Origin of the sequence: Niveispirillum sp. SYP-B3756 (genome assembly GCF_009495745.1) — a bacterium.
GTDB lineage: Bacteria > Pseudomonadota > Alphaproteobacteria > Azospirillales > Azospirillaceae > Niveispirillum.
In genome coordinates, this window is record NZ_WIDQ01000005.1 from 322978 (window position 1) to 343280 (window position 20303).

Here is a 20303-nt window from a genome sequence, read left to right on the forward strand (position 1 = left end):
GATCCATGGATGCAAACGGCACATACCGGGTATTGAACCGGGCGACCAGCCAGCTTGACCGGCTGCGCACGGCCCCTGCGCCGGCGCGGGTGCAGGTGGACGGGCGCAGCCTGGCCCAGTTGTTGGCATTTGCCGCCGAATACGGACAATTGATCAGCTTTTACGATCTGGCCGACACACCGGACGGGGACTGGGCCCTGTTCTTTGCCAGCGATCCCAGCATCGCGCTTGCCATGCTGGCAGCATTGGATGTGCGGGACATTGAGGTGAAGCTGAGCGACCTGCTGCACCGCCTGCGCCAAACGTCAGGCACGCAGGAGCGCTTTGCCCTGCTGCGCCGGTTGCTGGCCGCCATCCTGCGCCTGCTGCGCATCCTGGAACGGGGGGAGCGGTCGGCAGAACCGCTGTCCCGCGCCGTGCGCAAGGAAATCCGCGAGCGGCTGGCCCCCCCGCTGCGCACGGTGAACGGCCGCATGGCCGGCACCGCCCCGGAACGGGGCCTGCGGCTGGATCTGGCCGGCCTGTCCGGCATCTGGGGGCTGGAAGCGCCGGCCGCCGCCGCCATGGCCAACCCGACGGCTGTCGGGCAGCGGGACTGGATCGACCAGATCATTGCCGCCCTGACCGAACTTGCCACCGCCCTGCTGGCCAGCCTGGACCTGCTGGCGGCGGATGCGGTGCAGGCCCTGGAGGTGTCGCTGACCCAGGCGGACCACGCCCCTCAGGCGTCCCTCTATATCGCCTTCATCATGCTGTTCCGCCACGCCCAGCGGGCGCTGAACCGGTTTCCCGAACGGCTGGTGGATTTCTATTACGGCACCATCCTGCGGCAGGACAGCAGCCCGGCGATGGCCGACCAGCTTTATCTGACCTTCGTCCCCAGCGATGGGGTGACAGCAACGGCTGTTCCCCTGGATACCCGCTTTCCCGCCGGGGTGGATGAGGCGGGGGAGACCGTCAATTACGCACCGGAACGCTCGCTGTCGGTCTATTCCGCCGCCCTGGCCAGCCTGCGCACCCTGCGTGTCGCCCAGGAACCGCTGCTGCTGCCGGCAGGCGGGAACAGTTCCACCACCGCCCCGGCCCAGGTGCTGGCCGGCACGGTGGCCCTGTCGGACAAAAGCCCCGCCATCACCAGCCCGTTCCCACCGTTCGGCTCAACACAGGTGGGGACGGACGGGGGGCTGGTCACCACCAATGCCAGCCTGGGTTTCGCCATCGCCAGTGTCACCCTGTTGCTGGCGGGCGGCACCCGTCAGATATCCATCGGCCTGACCATCACCGGGGCCAGCCTGGACGCGGTGATGCCGATGCTGGAGGAGATCAGCGCCGCAGCGGGAGGGATCGCGCCGTCGCAGGTGCTGGCCTCCCTGCTGCAGGCGGGCCTGGATCTCGCCTATTCCAGCGATGGTAGCTGGGTTCCGGTACAGGGGCTGACGGTGGGGGTGACCAACCCTGTCACCGACCCCGGCGACCCGTCCGGCGGGGATGCGGCGACCAGCACCGACACCACCTATTACCTGCGTTTTATCCTGCCCCCCAGCGCCGCCGCCTTCACCGCGCCCACCGATGACAGCTGGGCAGCGGCGGGCCTGCCGGTGCTGCTGGCCCGGCTGCGGGCGGAACGGGTGGTGTTGGGGACGGGCGATACCACCGCATCTGTCTATCCCTATGCGGTGCTGTCGGGGTTGATCCTGTCCGGCCTGAGCATCACGGTGGGGGTGACAAACCTGACCGCCTTGACGGTGGAAACCACCGACGGGGCCGCCAACCTGTCCCAGCCCATCGCGCCGTTCGATTCCCCCGCCACCACCGGTGCGACCCTGTCGCTGAGCGCCCCCGAACTGTTCTTGAAGACCCTGAGCTGGCTGGAGCTGGGGTTGACCTGGTACGGCCTGCCCGAGACCAGTACCGGCTTTCAGGGCTACTATAAGGGCTATGTCATTGACGCCAACGACAACAGAATTCCGCCCAATACCTATCTGTTCGACAACGCCACCTTCAAAGGCGCGCTGCAGGTAAAAGAACCGGGCCTGTGGGACCTGCGGGCAACATCGTCGGACAGCACCGGTGCGGAGGAGACGACCGTCACCGCCTTTCTGTTCCGTACCGACAGTTCCGATACCCCGGCGGCGGCCAGGCCGGTGCTGCCAGACAGCACCTTCAAGAATTTCACCGTGGTGCCCACCACGCCGCCCGCCTATTACGCACCGGCCGACAGCCGGATCACCCTGACCCTGACCCAGCCCAGCTATGCCTTCGGCGACACGCTGTACGCCGACAACATGATGGCGGCATCGTTGCAGAACACCGCCCTGGTGGCCGGCTGCAGCGAATATTGCGTCCAGAAATGTGCCGGGGAAACAGAGGTGGCGACCATGGCTGCCGCCCTGGATCCGGTGGCCGAGGCCAACCTGTCCGCCAGTGACGAGCGCTATCACGACATGGTGGACCAGGCTCTGGCCCGGGCGGTGCAGGAACTGAACGGCGCGGCCCTGAAGGCGGTGAACGACGCCCTGGATAAGGTGGTAACCATCCCGGTCGAACGGGGTGAATGGCGCACCCACCTGACCCAGTCCCTGAAGCCCCCCACCAGCAATGGCGGCCGCACCTCCTGGCTGCGACGGGCGCGGGGGCCGCTGCGCCAGCAGGAGGCTGCCGACGCCACCACGGTGAACGCCAACCTGAGCGCCTGGATCGAAGAGAACGCCGCCGCCCTGGGCACGGGGGCCGTACGCGATCTGGGCCTTGCCCGGGTGCTGCTGGGCAGCGCCCGCAAGGTGATCGAGGCCCGGGCTGAAGGGAGTGGCGAAAACCCGGCCGTGGCCCGGCCGCTGCTGGCGGCCGGGGTGCGGGGGGCAAAGGCGGATATGGCCCAGGCTCAGACAGAGAGCATGGCCACCTGCATGGAGGGCTGCACCAGTGCCATTGTCCCCACCCCCAACGCCCCGTGGCTGCCCCAGATCGCCGCCCTGTGGGTGAATTACAGCGCAACCAGCACCTTGCCGGGCAATGGCAGCGATTGTTTCTATCACCTGCTGCCCTTCGCCGGGGTGGCGGCGGTGGACTGGCCCATCGGTGCCACTGTGCCGCTGCTGGACCCGCAGCCCTGCCAGGGGACATTGTATCTGGGGCTGTCCGGGGCGGCCGAAACCTTGAATCTGCTGGTGCAGATGGCGCCGGGCGAAGCCGGCTGGTCCAGCAACCCGCCGCCGGTGGCATGGGCGCAGGCGGTGGGGGGAAACTGGGTGCCCATCACCGAGCCCGACGGATTGCAGGAAGATGGCACCAACGGGCTGCAAAACACCGGCATCATCACCATCGCCCCGCCGCTGCCCGACCCTGGACCGGATGGGCAGATGCTGTTGCGGTTGTCGGTAGTGGATGATGCCGACCGTTTTCCCTTGCTGGCCGGTCTGGTGACCAACGCCGTGACCGCCGCCTGGGTGGGGCCGGGCGGGGCAGAGACCCTGGGCACGCCGCTGCCCGCCGGCACCATCACCAGCAGTGATCCCCCTTTGGATGAGATTGGCAGTATCGGGCAGCCCCTGGCCTCCTTCGGGGGGCGTGCAGCGGCCACCGGCCAGCGCTTCCATGCCTGGATGGCAGAACGGCTGCGGCACAAGGAACGTGGCATCCAGGGCTGGGATTATGCACGGCTGGTGCTGGCCGATTTCCCCACCTTGTGGCAGGCCATGGCGATCCCTGCCGGGCAGGCGGATGACCCGGCAGAACCTGGCCCGGGACAGGTGCGTCTGGTTGTGGTGGCCGGTCCCGGCACCCCGGACATTTCCGACGCCACGGTGCCCCTGGTGGATCCGCTGCTGCTGGCGGAGGTGGGCGAGCTTCTGGCCACACGGATCAGCCCCTTCATTACGCTGACGGTGGAAAACCCCACCTATGTCCGCATCACCGTTCATGCCAAGGTGCTGTTTAGCGATGGCGACACCGTGGCAGCCTGGACCGACACCCTGAACCAGGAACTGATCGACTGGCTGTCCCCCTGGCCTGCCCCTGCCCTGGGCCCACGGCCGGCAGATTATTACAATGACTACGCCATCGGCGACTTCATCCGTCGCCGCCCCTATGTACGGGCCATCCTGTCCCTGGAACTGAGCTATGACCCACAAAATGCCCGGACGGGCTGGCACTATCTCACTTCGGCCAGCACCCATGATCTGAGCGGGGAGACTGTATCGGCGCGGGCGGGACGGCGGCTGGCCGCCGGGGGGGGCGCATGACCCGCCGCAGCGCCACCATCTCCACCACTGCCCTGGAACATCCCGGCCTGGATTATGGAGCCCTGAACGCCGAAGGGACGGCCCTGACCCAGCAGCTGTCCGGCGACATCTGGACCGACTATAATTTCTCCGATCCCGGCGTCACCATTCTGGAGCAGCTCTGCTACGCCCTGACCGAGTTGTCATACCGGGCCGGCTTTTCGGTGGCGGATTTGCTATGCGATCCGGATAGCGGGCAGATCAGGCTGCGGCGCCAGGGGCTGTATCCCGGCCCGGCCATTATGCCCGTCAACCCAGTCACCATCGCCGATCTGCGTCGGCTGGTGCTGGACCGGGTGGCCGCCATCAGCAATGTCTGGTTCACCCCCTGCCAGCCCGATAGGGTGGGCGGGGTCAATGGACTGTACGACATCGCCATCCATGTGCCGGAACAGGCCGATCCCTGCTGCACCCACGCCACCTATCGGCCGGAGCAGATCGTCCGCCGGGTACGCGATACCTATACTGCCCACCGGGCCCTGGATGAGGATGTGAACAGCATCAATATCCTGTCCCTGATCGGCACCCGCGTGGCCGCCCGGGTGCAGATGGGCGACCATGTGGATGCCAGCCTGTTACAGGCGCGGCTGCTGTTCACCATTGGCCTGTTCCTGGCACCGGAACCCAAGCGCACCACCCTGGCCACCCAGCTGGCGGCGGGGAAGACCACGGCGGAGATATTTGACGGGCCTTTGATGCTGCGGGGCTTCATCGCCGATGACCAGCTCACCCCCCTGCTGACGGCGATCCCGGTGGACAGCCTGCTGCGGTTGATGGCGGAAACCACCGGGGTGGTATCGGTGGGGGGGCTGACCGTCACCCTGTCCGGCGATGCCCACACCTACATCGCCGGCGAAACCATCCCGGTGCCGGCAGGCAGCTTGCTATGGCTGGACACCGCCGCCAATGCCGATGGCAGCTTCCCCATCCAGCTCTACCGGGGGGATGTCGCCTGTCAACCGGACCCGAGGCGGGTAGCGGTCTTGCTGGCGGGCCTGTGGACGGCCCAGCGCCGCACCTATGCATTGCGCCCGGAATATGAGGAGGCCTATGCCCCACCCACCGGCAAGCCACAGGATTTAAGCGCCTATTACTCGGTCCAGAACCAGTTCCCCAACGTCTATGGCATCAATGCCTATGGGCTGCCGGAACAGGCCAGTCCGGCCCGCCACGGTCAGGCCAAACAGTTGAAGGGCTATCTGATGCCGTTTGACCAGTTGATGGCCGATTATTTCAGCCAGTTGGCCTTTCTGCGCAACCTGTTCTCTGTCCGCACCGGCGGTGGCACCACCACCTATGCCACCCAATCCCTGCGAACCATCGTGCCGGATGTAGCACCGCTGCTCTCCCCCGATTACGAGGCCGGGCTGGCCAGCGTCACCGCCGCCAGCGATCCGGTCGCCGAACGCCGGGCCGCCATCCTGGATCTGCTGCTGTCCCTGTACGGGGAATCCCTGGCCGCGCCGCCGCAATCAGGCTGCGACTGCGGCAATGGCGACGATGCCGACGATCCCCCCCTGGTGCGGGCCAAACAGGCACTGCTGGTGCGCATGGTTCCGGCCACCCGCGACCGGGGTCGCGGTTTCGATTACCGCCGTCCAGCCCTATGGCACAACCAAGCCGGCATGTTGATCCGCTGCCGTATCCAGCTTGGCATCCTGGACCGCACAGCCGCCGGCGGCGGCAGCAGCGGCGGCAGCAGCGGCGCCATCGTCGTCACCGATCCGGCAGAGGCCACCATCGGCCAATCCCTGGACGGGGAACTGGCCGCCGTCGTGGAGCGCTATTTTCTGCCGGTGGACAGGGTGATGCACAGCGGCGACGGTGACGATGGGGAGGAGGAGACGGATATAACCGCAGCTCCCCTGGCTGGCCAGCGGGTTCCCGCCCCCCTGCTGCCCGCCCTGGCCGACCCGGAACGGTACCGCATCGGTATCCTGCCGGGGGAACGGTCGGTGCGCGTGGCCTGTCGCGGCAGTGACGGCGGCTGGTGGCTGCTGGGCAGCCATCCCCGCACGGAGGATGCCATCGCCAGCGTTCGCGGCCTGGTGCGGGCCAATGGCGGCCAGGCCATCCGGCGCCAGCTTTATGTGGTGGAACATGTGCTGCTGCGCGCCGCCGCCCCGCTTTCCGGCACACCGGGCAGCCGCTACAGCTTCCGCCTCAGCGCCATCATCGCCACCAGCCGCAAGGAAGCGGCCGACATTGTGTGGCAGCGGCAGGTGACGGCCATCGTGCGGGAAAATACCCCGTCGCATATCGCCCCGCAGTGCCTGTTCCTGGACCGGGGGGCCATGCGCCGGTTCCGGACTCGCTATGATGCCTGGATCGACGCCCTGCGCCGGGGGCCGCCGGAACGGCTGGCAGAGGCCAGCCTGCGGCTGGAACGCTTCCTGGCCGATCACAGCGCCAGTCCAGATGCCAACCCGGCCGCCAGCCAGCAGCCCCCGCACGCGTGAGAAGAGGGAGAAAGAGATGCAGCACCAGGCACTGTCAGCACGTCAGGCATCGGACGCCGGTCCCTCCCGGACAATCTCCTCCCCAACCACCGCTGCCGGACCCTTGGCGCAGCGGGTCGCCGACCTGAACGCCCGGCCCCAGGTACGCGCCCTGGCCACCCTGTCGGACACGCTGTCCGCACCGGTGCAGCGCCAGCCCAACCACACCGGCCTGCCCGACGGGTTGAAGCAGGGGATGGAAACCATGTCCGGCCTGTCCCTGGACGGGGTACGCGTCCATTACAACTCATCCCAGCCCGCCACCCTGCAGGCCCACGCCTATACAAGGGGACAGGATATCCATGTCGCCCCAGGGCAGGAACAGCATGTGCCACATGAGCTGGGCCATGTTGTGCAGCAGATGCAAGGACGGGTGCCGGTGACCGGCCAGGTGGGCGGCATGGCCCTGAATGACGACACATCACTGGAAGCGGAGGCCGACCGGCTGGGGGCCACCGCCACCCAGATGCGGGCCATCCACACGCGGCAGCCGGCACAGTTGCGCTCCCACCTGCTGGGCAGCAGCGCCCTGATGCCGGTGCAGCGGTTTTCCTGGAAAGAGGCACTGACGTCCCTGGGGGTCTCCTGGGAAGAGGCACTGAAGACCCTGGGGGTTGGCGGCGCGGTAGGAGCGGGGCTGGCCCTCAGCGGTGCCGTCGGGATTCCAGCAGCAATCGGGTTGGGCGTCGCCGCAGCGACCTCAACGGCAGCGACCAAAGTCGGAGGCGTCGGTGCCGGCCTGGGGGCCGGTACTCTGGGAACGGGAGGAGCACTGGCGGGCACCGCGATCGGAACAGCTTTGGGCGGGCCAGTCGTTGGTGCCGTCTCGGGCGGTCTCCTTGGAACCATCGGCTCGGTTCTCGGCGGGACCATTGGGGCCGATATCCAGTCGGCCAGGACAGATTACAATATACACCACGATAAAGAAAACATCCCTGAGGTGTGGAAAACTGTGATAACCCGAGCATATGAGGGCATCGGAGAAAATGACACGGTTCAAAGCGTTATAAATAAAATAGATAGCACTGGGCTACGAAACAACCTACAAGAAAGAGTAAACAATAATTTAATTACGAACGATAAAGCTAAATTCCATAAAGGTACAATAGAAATTTTTGTCGAACAATATTTAGATGGCAGAATTTCCCCTCTTTATAATAAACAGAATCCAGAAAACGATGAACAGGTTAAGACGAAAATCCGTGGTGCGCTGTATGCAAACCCTTTCATCAGCTCGATCCTGAAAGGCACCGCCTTTGGCCCGAACGGAGGGAATGTTGGAAATCAATCACTGACCGTGAACAACGCCGATCAGCACCCGATGGCCGCCGCGGCGCAACATACCTTCAACGCGCTTGTCCAACGCCCTGGTCTTCCAGACGTTGGCGGGGTGGAGCAAGGCTCCAGCTCGATTTCCTACATGAGCGATGATGGCAACCTTACCATAGGTTGGGGGGCAACCACTGGCGTCCTAGTGCACGAACTTGGCCATCATCTGGAGAACAACCTGCCGCCCGTCGAATTCGGAACGTTGCATAACTTCCTGCGCGCTCGCAGCAAAGACACACGGATGCGACGGGTCGGCAAGGAATACATGATGAACAAGGAACAGCCGGATCGGGGCTATGATACCACTACGCCCCCGGTAGATGTCGGCGGACACCTTTCCCTGACCCGCCTCGCGGTGGACGGGCTGAGTGCTCGAACCGGCATCGGCAACGGTCCACACCGGATTGATCGGTTCGTGCAACAAATGTCCCATGACCCGAGGTCGAGTTATGCGACCAAGGTCTATGACGACACTTATCATACCGAGTTCCTGGCAACGACCATCCATCTGATGGCGAATCCGGAAACGGCGGCAACGTTGATTGAGGCGGACCCGTTGAGAGTGTGTCTGTTCCTCTATTTCGCCAATCGGCCAGCCTATAATCAGGTCAAGAACGCACTGCAAAAGCCCGGTAAGAAAGCACAAAAAAAGCGGGGCAAGAAAGCTCCGCAAAAGCCGATCAATCTGGATAACCTGATCCACCGACTCTGATCCCATGCCCCCATCCCTCCACCATGTCCGCCGGCTGAGCCTGGAAGTGACAGCCGCCGACATGCCGTTGGCCATGGCTCTGCGCGGGCGGGTGGAGACCATGGCCCGCAGCCTGCTGCCGGCGGTGCTGGAGCGGGTGTTCGACATGCTGGCCGGTGAAGACCGACATATCCGGATCGACCGGCTTGACCTTGATCTGGGGCAGCTTCCCGCTGAAGGGCTGGAGCAGGCCGCCGCCGCCGCTCTGGAACGGGTATTGACGGAGGCGCTGCGGCGGGCACTGACCGGCGCGGACACTGACGGGACTGCCGTGGAAGCCCGTCACCTCTCCCCCCAGCAGGCCCAGTTGGAGCTGCTGGACCATTATCTAGCCCATGGCACCCTGCCCTACTGGGCACGCGGCCAGGATGCCATGGCGCCAGCCGCCCTGCTGGACCGGCTGATGACGGCGCAGCCGGCCGCCGCAGCCGCGCTGCTGCGCCGTCGCGGGCGGGATCGGGCAGCGCTGACGCGGCTGGTGCTGCAGGCGGGGGAAGCCGGGTTGCGCCGGCTGCTGGCCCTGCTGGCCCCGGCAGAAGCGGCGGAGATTCTGGCCTATCTGGCGGATCTGATCCTGCTGCATCAGGTCCAGCCGCTGCTGCCCCTGGCGGAACCGGGTCTGCGCCGGCTGCTCTGGCTGCTGACCTTCGATTATCTGGTGCGTGAAGCGGGTTCCCAGTTCAACCGCCGCAGCTTCGTTGCCAGCCTGCTGGAAGGGGCGGCAGAGGCCGAGGGGGTCCCCTATGCCGCCCTGCTGGACCTGTTGCGGCTGGGGCTGGAGCAACTGCGCCGGCACCGGCCGCTGGGGTCATCCCTGCCCGGCGTGCTGCATGAGCTTTTCGCTGTCACCCCCCGGCCACCACCCCCCACAGCGACCACTGCCGCCGACAGACCGATCGACAATCCAGATCTGTTGATCAGCCGGGCGGAGCAGGGGGATGCGACAGAACTGCTGGCCCTGATGCGCCGGCAGGCGGCGGACCGCAGCGCCATGGAACGGCTGGTCCGCCGCCTGGCGACACCCGTGTTTGCCGATATCCTGACAAGGCTGGAACCTGGCCATGCCACCCTGATCCTGACTTATCTGGGCGACATCACCCGGCTGCACCATGAAGAAGCCATCCTGACCCTGTCCGATCTGGGGATGGAACGGCTGCTACGGCTGCTGACCTTGCTGCATCTGCTGCGCGATCCCGGCTCCCAGTTCAACCGGCGGGACTGGCTGCGACGATTGTTGCAGGGGATGGCGGCGGCGGAGGGCATCGCCTATGCCCGGCTGCTGGACCTGCTGGGGCGCTGCCTTGAGCGGACCGGCCGGCATCTGCCCCTGGCCTCCTCCCTTCCCGCCCTGGTGGCGGAACTGATCGGGGAGCAGGCAGTGACAGCCCCCGCCGCCCTGGCCGCAGCCCCGCCGATGGCAGACCTGCCGGCAAGCCTGGAACGGCTGCTGCGGCGGGAGGGGGAAGCAACCGGTTCACTGGCGACAGCGCTGGCCGATCTTTCAGCGGACGCTTTAGCAGGGCTAGTCCAGCGGCTGGCCGGGGACCGCGGTGCGGTGTACCGGTTGGCGGGGCTGTTGTCGGAAGCCGCTTTCCGTCGGCTGGCGGCAACACTGGCTGGCGCGGATGCGGGCGGGTTTCTGGACACGCTGGACGGGCTGTGTGACCTGCATCGACATGTTCCCCTCCTGACCCTGGACGACATGGGCTTCCGCCAGTTGGGCCGTGCCCTGATGTTGGGCTTCATGGTGCGGCCGGGCGGGCGGTCCGGGATGCCGGTGCTGCCCTGGCTGCTGGATGGTGTCGCCCGGTTCGCCGGGCTGGATCGGGCGGGCCTGCTGGACATCCTGCGCCATACCACCACCAAAACCGTGAACGGTACCATCCCCGACCTGCCCGCAGGCCTGGAGGCGATGTTGCAGGAAGTGGCAACGGCACCGCTGCCGGGCCAGGCCCTGTTCCTGGCCGGACGGTATCTGACCAGCAGCCAGCCCCTGGCCAGCGGGTCTGGCCTTCCGGCCCTGGCGACACAGGATCCCGCTGGTCTGGCAGCCTTGCTGCGCCGGCTTGCCCATGCCGACCCCACCGTCTGGCCCCAGAGGCTGGATCGGTTGCTGGCCTGGCTGCTGCCGGAGGAAGTGGCCGCCCTGCTGGATGCCAGACAGGCGGATGAAGCCACCCGCCTGTCTGGTGTGCTGGCCGACATGCCGGGGATGACGCCGGTGGCCGCATGGCGGCGGGTGCTGGAGGCGATGCTGTGGGACCGCTTTCCGCCGCCCCTGCCCCCGCCGCTTGCATCCCCTTCACCGCCCGTGCCGGACCCGCCCCCGGAAAGGGCGGCGCGGTCCCTGGCCCTGGCCTGGCTGGCCGGCGATATCCCGGATGACAGGGTGGAACCGGAGCAGCTGGCGACCCTGGTGGAATGGCTGGCGGAGCATGAGGCGGAGGCATTGCGGGAAGCGCTGGCCCGCGGTCTGGCGCAGGCCGCCGTGCGCGAACGCTGGGCCCTGCATCTGGCAGACGCAACCCTGGCCCAGCTGCTGACCATCATCGCCCCGGAGCGGGCCCGCTTCCTGATCGCCGCCGGCACGGTGCTGGCCACCGCCTGGCGGGAGACGGCCAGCCCGGAACAACGCGCGGCCCTGCGTCACCTGCCCTGGTCGCTGCTGCTGGAACTGGTGGCTGAGCGACCGCCGGAGCTGCGGCCGGTGCGGCTGCTGGCGGCGGAACTGGTGCAGCGGCTGGCCGGCGGCGACCCGGCCCAACTGTCCCCCCTGCTGGACAAGGCGCAGTCCCTGGCGCGGGACGGCGGCCATGCCGGGGTAACCGCTGCCCTGCAGGCTGTCCCCCGCCCGCCGCCGCCGTCGCCCCCGGCCCGGCCATCCGGCTGGCGCTTCCCCGCTTCAACCACGCAGCCGCAGGAGCCGGTTTACATCGGCAACGCCGGGCTGGTGCTGCTGGCGCCGTTCCTGCCGCGTTTCTTTCAGCAGCTTGACCTGCTGATGCCGGGGGAGGATGGCACGCCGGGGCTGCACGGGCTGGAAACCGTCTCCCGCGCCGTTCACCTGTTGCAGTATCTGGTGGACGAGCGGTGCGACCGGCCGGAACCGGATTTGGTGCTGAACAAGCTGCTGTGCGGTGTCACCCCCGCCTTCCCGATCGAACCGGCCATCGAACCCACGAATGCGGACCTGGCCCTGTGCGGGCAGTTGACCCGGGCGGTGCTGGCCAACTGGACAATCATCAAGGATACCTCCCCCATCGGCCTGCGCCAGACATTCCTGCAGCGGGAGGGCAAGTTGACCCCGGCGGAAAATGGCTGGACCCTGACCGTTCAGCGCAAGACGGTGGATGTGCTGGTGGACCAGATCCCGTGGGGGTTTTCCATCGTCCTCCATGGCTGGATGACCAGCCCGATCCATGTCACCTGGTGAAACCCATGATCGACGCATCTGACGATATCCTCAACAATGCCCGGACCATCGGCGCCGAAATCGCTTGGTTCCAGGCGGTGCTGGACTGCCGTTTCGCTGAACATGCCGCCGGCCAGCCCGGGGCGGACGTTCCCGCTCCACCACCGGTAACCGACAAGACATGCGCCTATGGTCGGATCCTGACGGAGCTGGACCCCAGCCCCGCAGAGCGGCTGCTGCTGATTCTGGCCCTGCTGCCCCATCAGGCGCCTGCGGTCCTGGACCCGTTCCTGATCCAGAACCAGCCGCTGGGCCGGCGCTTTACCGAGTTCGGCGGCTATATCAGCCAAGCCCATGGCGGTTTCCTGCCGACGGTGGAAACCGCCCTGTTCCTGCTGGCCGGGGGAAATCATGCAGCGCGCCTCGCCGCGAGGCGGCTGTTCCATCCCGGACACCGGTTTCTGGCCCAGGGAATATTGCGGCTGGAGCATCGCATTGCGGAGGAGCCGATGGGGGTGGCGGTGCTCACCCTGTCGCCCGACTATCTGGAACGGATGACCGTGGGGGGCACCTATGATCCCGACCCCGGCCCCTCCTTCCCCGCCCATCGCATGACCACACCCCTGAACTGGGCGGATCTGGTGCTGGACAGCCCGACCCAGCAACAGGTGGAGATGATCGCCAGTTGGTTGCAGCATGGCGAGACATTGATGCAGGACTGGAAACTGGCACGGCGACTGAAACCGGGATATCGCTGCCTGTTCTACGGCCCGCCCGGCACCGGCAAGACCCTGACCGCCTGTCTGCTGGGGGCCCGCGCCGGACGACCCGTATACCGGGTGGACCTGTCTCAGGTAGTGTCAAAATGGATCGGAGAAACCGAGAAGAATCTGGCCAACCTGTTCGATCAGGCCCAGCATCGGGATTGGATTTTGTTCTTCGACGAGGCAGACGCCCTATTCGGCCGGCGCACCGAATCCCATTCCGCCAATGATCGGGCCGCCAATCAGCAAATCGCCTATCTACTGCAACGGCTGGAAGATTTCCCAGGGCTGGTAATCCTGGCCACCAACCAGCGCGCCCACATGGACGAAGCCTTCACCCGCCGTTTCCAGACGTCGATCCTGTTCCCCATGCCCGATGCCGACGCCCGTGCAAGGCTGTGGCTGGAGACGTTCCAGGACCAGACGAAACGGCTGGCGGCAGACGTGGATCTGGATCGGCTGGCGCGGGAGCATGAGTTGGCCGGCGGGGCGATCTTGAACGTGGCCCGCACCGCCTGCCTGCTGGCGGTCGAACGTTCCCCGCCGGAGATCCAGCTCCGCGACCTGCTGGAAGCGGTGCGGCAGGAGATGCACAAGGAAAATCGCTATTTCCGCTGAGCGAAAGCCCGTTGCCTGCGGGCAGCATGATTGTAAACATAGCCCCGCTCCCATACCGTCTGGATAATGGCACCGGACTGAGAGTGCTCTTGGTTCTTGGCTCACGACCTGAGCGAGGTAAAATTTCACGCCTCTGTAAATCCTCTCCCCACATTATCGGGGGCGTCAGAGTATATAAGCAAAAATTCGGATTACAGCTTTCCCGGCGGACGCGGTATCGTGCCGGCGTTCATGGGCCCAATCAAGTGACGGGAAATGCACCTTCTCATCTATGTCGAGCCCCATCCAGTCCGAAACGGATTTATGCAGCACAACTGGATCGCCCACCAGTTTGCCCAGAGCCTGAGCAGCCATTGGGGAGCGGGGCCGGATCAGGTTCGCCTTCTGGTCAACCGCCATGTGGGGGAGGAAATGGCTGTCCGCTATCCGGACAGCTGGCCACATTTCATCTGCCCATCATCTGCCCTCAGCCGGAAAATCGATGAGGCGCTGGTGGATTGGGCGTCTGCCGGCCTGGACATATGGGCCGGCCTGCTGACGGGAACCGGCCCAATCTGCGCGCTATATGAGGAACTGCTGGATGATGTGAAACAGCATATCTATGATTTCGATACTATTTTACTGTGGGGCGACAATGGTGCGGTGCGGCGCTTCGCGGCCCGACATCACATCCAGGTCATCCATATGGAATTGGGGCCAACGCGGATACCGTTCAAGCAGACCGTGATGTTCGATCCCGAGGGGACGAATGGCAATGCTTCCCTAAGCCAGCTGCATATTGAGGACATTCGCGCTGCCTATGATCATCCCCCCCTGTCCACAGATGTCTGGCGCCTGACGATGGGGGGTGGGGCCCGTCCGGTTTCTGACGACCTGATCAGGCTGGGATTGGGGACTGGAAACCAGAAGCGTCCAGGTGAACGAACGAAGAAGTCAATCCTGATACCGTTGCAGCTGTCCGACGACGCCAACGTTCTTCTGCATTCACCCTATAAATCACCGCTGGCGATGCTGCAGGCGCTATTGCCCAAGTTGCAGGACAAGGGCGTGCAGGTATTGATCAAGCCACATCCAGCAGCTACTCACCGCCCGCTCAACGTCACGGCCCAGGACAAAGCGCTGCGCTTTGCCCGGACATTTCCCAATGTCACCGTCACGGGCCCTGGCATCACAAACGATGATGCTACCACCTTACTCCGCCAGGTGGATGGTATTGTAACCTTGAACAGCAGCGTTGGGTTTGAATCTCTATTGTTCAATAAAAAATTATGCGTAATTGGTGAATCTCCCTATAAAATAAAGGGGGTTTTTCCTGATTTTGATTCTTTTATTAATGATGATTTCGACAAAGAACAGTATGATGAAAATATTAAATATTTGGTAGATTATTTTTTAACTTCAGCGTTTTGGTCAATTGATAAGGGATTCGATTTTAAAACCATTCAGAATACGGCCGAACTGTTTACATCTCTGACAACACTTCCGCCAACGGCCCAGGCTGACCGTGCCCGGCTGCGGCTGACCCATCAGGCGACGGGTGACGGTAGCAAACTGCACCGTCATGGCCGCGTACTGGAAATGGAGCCCCCCCTTCCCGCCGCCGCCGCATCACCGGGGTGGAACGGAATCCAGGCTGGCCCGAAGGGGGAACTGATATCACCCGGCACCGGCTCGCTGCCACTGCTGCCCACGGCGCATATATATTTCATCGATACGTGGCAGTTAAATCCCACCCTCCTAGTCCAGGGATGGGCCTTCGATCAGCGCACCTTGATGATGCCAAAAAGGCTGTTCGCCACGCTGCCAGGCCGGATCTTATGGAGTAGCACCTGCTCCGTGGAACGACCGGGCGCACAGGCAGCTTTCGCGTTGAATACCAGCCGCGTGGGCTTTGGCTTTAGCCTGCAGGTTCAGCTGGGGAACGAGGAAGAAGCACAGTCTCTTCGGGTTTTTGCTGTAAATGACTGTTTCCAGGCGACCGAACTGTTGCCATCAAAATGAGAACGCCACCCCAGGCGGCCATTGTTCAGATGGCGGCCTATCGGGCAAAAAAGCCGCTGGCGCGTATCAAGAAAGACGCGCCAGCGGCTTTTCTCAGTACTTCCAGCGCAGGTCTTCACCCAGGCGACCTTCGCTCATGTGGCGTTCCAGCACTTTCAGGCGCATGAACTGTGAATTCCGGAAGGACTGGTCACGGAACCCCATCGATTCCAACCCGTCGCGCAACCCTTCGATGGCTGCCGTCAGCGTTACCTGGGGCTGATGCTGCGGTGCCAGTTCGCGGTAAAGGGCAAAGTCAACGCTATAGGAACGGCGATCAGGCGGCGCATTGGTATTGATGCTGACTTTGGTCCCGGGAACAAGCTCAGCCACCGCCTGGGCGAGATCGCGGACCTGATAGTTCCAGCCGTCGCTTCCCGTATTAATGCCCAGGAAATCGCCACCCTGATCGGAACTGCGATGGATCGCCCAATCAATCGCCCGGGCCATATCGTTGACATGGATCAGCGGCCGCCAGGGGGTGCCGTCGCTGAGCACGGTAATCTCACCTGCGGCCAGGGCGCAGGCGACAAAATCGTTAAGCACGAGATCCAGCCGAAGCCGGGGGGACATGCCGCAGGCTGTGGCAAAACGCAGGGCAGTGACGACCATGTCGCCCCGATCCATCGCCTTCAAGCCCATTTCCGTTGCAACCTTAGAGCGTGCATAGGCGGTCAGGGGGTTCAGCGCATCGCCCTCACGGCGCGGGCCGCCCTCCGCAGCACCATACATGGAACAGCTTGACGCAAAGACATAGCGCTTCACGCCCTGGTCCCGTGCCATTTCAGCGATAGAAACGCTTGTCTTGTGATTGATATCGTCCGTAACCGCTTCAAACCGGTTGCCCATCGGATCATTAGAAATGGCCGCAAGCTGGACAACGGCATCCACACCCTGCAACAGGGAGGGCGAAAAATCACGAACATCACCAAAATGCTGGACGTCGGCACGGGATTCAGGCAATAAATCAGCTCCGGTCAGGCAATGACCAAAAAAACCACTATCAAATCCGATGATGCGAGCTTTGGGATAAGTAGAACGGATATAGCGAATCAAAACCGGCCCGACATAGCCCATATTGCCTGTAATTAGAATATTCATCATCAAACTCCACCATAATTATCTGCTGCCCGCGCAGCAAATTGATGCGTTACGCCACCAAAGCCTAGCTCCGTAGCCGCTGCTTAATATCAAATTAACCCCTAAATATCTACAGTTCTAGGTGCGACTGTCGAACTTTGTAGGCTTTCGTCCGGCCCCCTTGACAGACTGGTTCGCCAGCGCCGGGATCGCACAGCAATATCAAGGAGTTTACTCTTGGAAGAGCTCTGTCAGCCGAACCGGACAACGGTCGACATTAAGATATCCAGCGTCGAAACGATGAATATCGGTTCCCGGGATATCGTCGGGGCCTATTTGGATGATCCGGAAATCGGTGATGAAACAGAGAGATATTGCCTTCTGGTCCGGGGGTGGTGTATTTCCCGTTCGTCTCCACTTGAGCGTATTCAACTCTTCTATGGAAACAATTGTATTGCTGATGTGGCGCCCTTTAACCGGCCGGACGTGCAATATGCGGTGCCGGGGGAACCATTTGCCCTGCGGTCAGGCTTCTCAATTTCAGTCAGCACGCTCTGTCTGCCTGCTTGCGGAACATTGAGCCTGTGGGCAAAGCTGTCATCCGGTATCAGGGCCCAGATTGGCCGTATTGAGCTTGCGACCCGCATTCCCCTGCTCAATCATCCGGACCATCTCAAACCGTTGATTTTGTTTTCGGTTGGCCGCAGCGGCTCCACCGCCTTGATGAAGCTGCTGACGGCGCATCCGGAAATTTCCGGCCATATGCCCTATCCGCTGGAAACCCGATTTGCGCAACATTCTTATCATGCCATGCGTATCGCGTCCTCCTTTGCAACCAGTTACGCGGAGGATATGATGACCTCATTCACCGCGCGGCGGCCGATGTTGGGGCCAAATCCCTCCTTTGGCTATTTCAATGATTTGGATGGATTTTTCCATCAAACCTATGCGCCTGGATTGATCGAGCGGCATATGGAAATGATTGACGCGTTCTATCGGGCACAAAAGCTACCTGGTGAACAAAAGCCGCGTTTTTTTGCAGAAAAATCCACTCAAGATTCCTATGTTATCTCGGTGTTGGATAAAATTGACGGTGCCCGGCGCATCATGCTGATGCGCGACCCACGGGATATCATGGTCTCGATCCGCAAATTCAATCAACAGACCGGCTATCTGTCGTTCGGTGCAGAGCGGGTCAACAGCTTCGCTGAACATGCTGAACTGATCCGCGCCTCCATTGAATGGCATCTGGAGGCGGCCGGTTGGGAGGATGAGCGGTCCATCTTCCTGAAATATGAGGACATGATCGCTGATTGGACCGATACCGCCACCAAGCTCTTTGGCTTGCTGGGCATTGCGGATGACGAAGACACCGTGGACCAAGCCGTGCGGGTCATCCATGCGGAGAAAGGGGGGGAGGTGCGTCACACCACCTCATCTTCCACTTCAGACTCCATTGGTCGCTGGATCAATGATCTGGAGCCGGAGGAGAAGGAAATTTGCGCGGTCATCTTTGATGATCTGTTGGAAAAGATGGGCTACAATAAATATCACTGATACCTTGGGTCATGTTTCACGCCCTTTGTGACCTGCTCCCTGGAATTATATCCGCGGTAAAGTAGAGTCCTTCCGACCGAGGAGGGCTATTTGATGAAAAAGAGCCGTTTCAGCGAGGAAGCAGATTATCGGGATCCTGCGGGAGCAGGAGGCCGGGCAGAAGACTGCTGAGATCTGTCGGCGGTCGGAGACCAAGCGCCTGAAGGGCTTGGAGGAGGAGAACAGCCGCCTGAAGAAACTGCTGGCCGAGGCGATGCTGGACAACGCCATGCATTGCCGGCATCGGGACGGTTGAGCGTGATAGAGGCCACCGCCCCCACGCGCTCCAACAAGATTGGATCGGCGTCATCATCTTGCATTTCACACTCCAACCGGCAAATCCTTGAACGGGATATCGCGATCGCCCCGAATGTCCGGCGGCAGGCCGAGCACGCGTCCGGCGATGATGTTCTTCAGGATCTCATCGGTACCGCCCGCGATCCGCATGGCGGCACCCCAGAAGAAATTGCGCTGGAAGCCACCGGCGGGCGCTACGGTATCATCATCCGCAACGATGCCATGGGGGCATCCAGCAGGTCCAGCGCCTCCGTCGCCAGTTCCTGCTTCTGGCGGGCGGAAACGATCTTGCCGATGGTGGCTTCCGGCCCCAGCGTACCGCCACGGCTCAGGACCGTCTGGCTGCGCAGCCGCGTCAGCCTCAGCCCCTCGGCCGTCACATACCAATCGGCCAGGGCCCGACGGAAACCGCCATCGCGCAGGGCCGAGCCATGGCCCTCCACGCCGGGCAATTGGCCAGCCAGTGAACCGCACAGGAATTGTCGGCGGCTCCAACTCCCGAGAAATTGGGGCTACCATCAGCAAGACAACGAACAAATTGTCAGCTGAAATCTTTCAGCGACAGTGCGGTTGGCCTGACAGCTCTCCATTCAGTGTACCCCTCCAAGGCACACCCGTTATGTTTCTTTCGTCTCGGTCGGCTTCATTGCACCATTAATATTGCGAATGACACAACGAAAACCGATATGGGTAGTCGGGCTGTCGATCGCCTGTGGGTGACGTGCGGCCGGCCGGTAGCGCTGGCAGTAATTGGGCGCACAGAGGTGTGAGCCCCCCTTCAATACCTTGCGGCCAATGCGGATTTGGGGCGTGCAGGGATCGTAGCTGTCGCGTTCCTTGCCGCCTCGTGGATTGGCGGGGACACAACAGGCCCCCTTGAACGGCTTCGCCGGCACGGACGGCAGTGACCACCAATCGGATGTCCATTCCCAGACATTGCCGATCATGTCGAACAGGCCATGGCCATTGGGCGGATAAGTCCCGACCGGTGAGGTTCGCTCCCAACCATCCAGCATGTCATTGGCATAGGGGAAGGTACCCTGCCAGTAATTGGCCAGCATGGCGCCACCCGGCGCCAGTTCATCCCCCCAGGCGAACTCGGCACCGTCCAGCCCGCCACGGGCCGCGAACTCCCATTCCGCTTCCGTCGGCAGTTCCTTACCCACCCATTTCGCATAGGCCTCGGCATCCTGATAGCCGATCTGTACGACGGGGTGGTCATCCATACCATCAATGGAACTGCCCTTGCCCAGTGGATGGCGCCAGTCGGCGCCGAATTCAAACTTCCACCATTGGCTGAAATCCCGCATGTCCACGGGGCCGCGGGTCTTCTGAAACACCAGGGAACCGGGCTGGGCCAGTTCGATCGGCATACCCGGATAATCCTTGGGATCCGGGGCAATCTCCGCAAAGGTGACGTAGCCGGTTGCTTCGACAAACCGGCGGAACTGCCGGTTGGTCACGGGGGTTTCATCAATCCAGAAGCCATTTACCCGCACGGGCCGGGCCGGCCGCTCCTCCGGATAGAACCGGTTGGACCCCATCTGGAACGATCCGCCCTCCAGGTGGCGCATCCCCTCGAACCGGGCGTCAACATTATCCATCACATCGCTCATCATCGATCGCCTTCCGGTGAGT

At 63.2% G+C, this 20303-nt stretch carries 12 protein-coding genes and 1 pseudogene; 8 read left to right on the forward strand and 5 right to left on the reverse strand.

The features are described 5' to 3' along the window. Positions 1 to 5: 5 nt before the first annotated feature. Both GE253_RS13705 and GE253_RS13710 read left to right on the forward strand, forming a co-directional pair. Positions 6 to 4241 carry a hypothetical protein gene (locus tag GE253_RS13705; RefSeq protein WP_153204669.1) on the forward strand — a complete coding sequence of 1412 codons (4236 nt, stop codon included), beginning with the start codon at positions 6 to 8 and terminating at the stop codon, positions 4239 to 4241. Further along, positions 4238 to 6739, forward strand: a complete 2502-nt coding sequence (locus tag GE253_RS13710; RefSeq protein ID WP_153204670.1) for a hypothetical protein — start codon at positions 4238 to 4240, stop codon at positions 6737 to 6739. Before GE253_RS13705 ends, GE253_RS13710 begins: the two co-directional genes overlap by 4 nt. Before the next feature lie 42 nt (positions 6740 to 6781). Here GE253_RS13710 and GE253_RS26055 read toward each other — a convergent pair whose 3' ends face one another. Further along, positions 6782 to 6985: a hypothetical protein gene (locus GE253_RS26055; protein WP_211101446.1), complete on the reverse strand. Its 204-nt coding sequence runs from the start codon at positions 6983 to 6985 to the stop codon at positions 6782 to 6784. Between GE253_RS26055 and GE253_RS26060 the strand changes: the two genes are divergently transcribed. The 4 genes from GE253_RS26060 (at position 6984) to GE253_RS13730 (ending at position 15653) form a co-directional block, all read left to right on the forward strand. Continuing rightward, positions 6984 to 8819: a DUF4157 domain-containing protein gene (locus GE253_RS26060; protein ID WP_211101447.1), complete on the forward strand. Its 1836-nt coding sequence runs from the start codon at positions 6984 to 6986 to the stop codon at positions 8817 to 8819. The two genes, GE253_RS26055 and GE253_RS26060, sit on opposite strands and share 2 nt — an antisense overlap. A 4-nt stretch (positions 8820 to 8823) precedes the next feature. Then, complete coding sequence (locus GE253_RS13720) at positions 8824 to 12291, forward strand: contractile injection system tape measure protein (RefSeq protein WP_153204672.1); 3468 nt, start codon at positions 8824 to 8826, stop codon at positions 12289 to 12291. A 5-nt stretch (positions 12292 to 12296) separates the two neighbouring features. Beyond that, positions 12297 to 13652 (forward strand): ATP-binding protein, encoded by a 1356-nt coding sequence (locus GE253_RS13725; RefSeq protein WP_153204673.1) that lies wholly within the window; start codon positions 12297 to 12299, stop codon positions 13650 to 13652. A gap of 255 nt (positions 13653 to 13907) precedes the next feature. After that, positions 13908 to 15653 (forward strand): hypothetical protein, encoded by a 1746-nt coding sequence (locus GE253_RS13730; RefSeq protein ID WP_153204674.1) that lies wholly within the window; start codon positions 13908 to 13910, stop codon positions 15651 to 15653. 93 nt (positions 15654 to 15746) lie between these two features. Here the strand turns inward: GE253_RS13730 and GE253_RS13735 are convergent, their stop codons facing one another. Then, complete coding sequence (locus GE253_RS13735) at positions 15747 to 16796, reverse strand: NAD-dependent epimerase/dehydratase (protein ID WP_247878646.1); 1050 nt, start codon at positions 16794 to 16796, stop codon at positions 15747 to 15749. A gap of 213 nt (positions 16797 to 17009) precedes the next feature. On the opposite strand from GE253_RS13735, the gene GE253_RS13740 reads away from it, so the two are divergent. Both GE253_RS13740 and GE253_RS13745 read left to right on the forward strand, forming a co-directional pair. After that, positions 17010 to 18329 (forward strand): sulfotransferase, encoded by a 1320-nt coding sequence (locus GE253_RS13740; RefSeq protein ID WP_153204675.1) that lies wholly within the window; start codon positions 17010 to 17012, stop codon positions 18327 to 18329. Between the two features lie 93 nt (positions 18330 to 18422). Further along, positions 18423 to 18597 (forward strand): annotated as a pseudogene (locus GE253_RS13745) (transposase); the annotation flags it as partial. Positions 18598 to 18689: 92 nt separating this feature from the next. Here the strand turns inward: GE253_RS13745 and GE253_RS26530 are convergent. From GE253_RS26530 to GE253_RS13755, 3 genes are all read right to left on the reverse strand, one after another. After that, positions 18690 to 18815 carry a hypothetical protein gene (locus tag GE253_RS26530; protein WP_282183221.1) on the reverse strand — a complete coding sequence of 42 codons (126 nt, stop codon included), beginning with the start codon at positions 18813 to 18815 and terminating at the stop codon, positions 18690 to 18692. Between the two features lie 44 nt (positions 18816 to 18859). Further along, positions 18860 to 19117, reverse strand: coding sequence for a hypothetical protein (locus tag GE253_RS26065; protein ID WP_211101448.1), 258 nt, complete (start codon positions 19115 to 19117; stop codon positions 18860 to 18862). Between the two features lie 165 nt (positions 19118 to 19282). After that, complete coding sequence (locus GE253_RS13755) at positions 19283 to 20284, reverse strand: formylglycine-generating enzyme family protein (RefSeq protein WP_211101449.1); 1002 nt, start codon at positions 20282 to 20284, stop codon at positions 19283 to 19285. Positions 20285 to 20303: the final 19 nt, after the last annotated feature.

Coding starts and splice junctions, on each gene's coding strand:
- GE253_RS13705 (WP_153204669.1), top strand. CDS start 6: ATGGATGCAAACGGCACATACCGGGTATTGAACCGGGCGACCAGCCAG.
- GE253_RS13710 (WP_153204670.1), top strand. CDS start 4,238: ATGACCCGCCGCAGCGCCACCATCTCCACCACTGCCCTGGAACATCCC.
- GE253_RS26060 (WP_211101447.1), top strand. CDS start 6,984: ATGTCCGGCCTGTCCCTGGACGGGGTACGCGTCCATTACAACTCATCC.
- GE253_RS26055 (WP_211101446.1), bottom strand. CDS start 6,985: ATGGTTTCCATCCCCTGCTTCAACCCGTCGGGCAGGCCGGTGTGGTTG.
- GE253_RS13720 (WP_153204672.1), top strand. CDS start 8,824: ATGCCCCCATCCCTCCACCATGTCCGCCGGCTGAGCCTGGAAGTGACA.
- GE253_RS13725 (WP_153204673.1), top strand. CDS start 12,297: ATGATCGACGCATCTGACGATATCCTCAACAATGCCCGGACCATCGGC.
- GE253_RS13730 (WP_153204674.1), top strand. CDS start 13,908: ATGCACCTTCTCATCTATGTCGAGCCCCATCCAGTCCGAAACGGATTT.
- GE253_RS13735 (WP_247878646.1), bottom strand. CDS start 16,796: ATGATGAATATTCTAATTACAGGCAATATGGGCTATGTCGGGCCGGTT.
- GE253_RS26530 (WP_282183221.1), bottom strand. CDS start 18,815: ATGCGGATCGCGGGCGGTACCGATGAGATCCTGAAGAACATCATCGCC.
- GE253_RS13755 (WP_211101449.1), bottom strand. CDS start 20,284: ATGATGAGCGATGTGATGGATAATGTTGACGCCCGGTTCGAGGGGATG.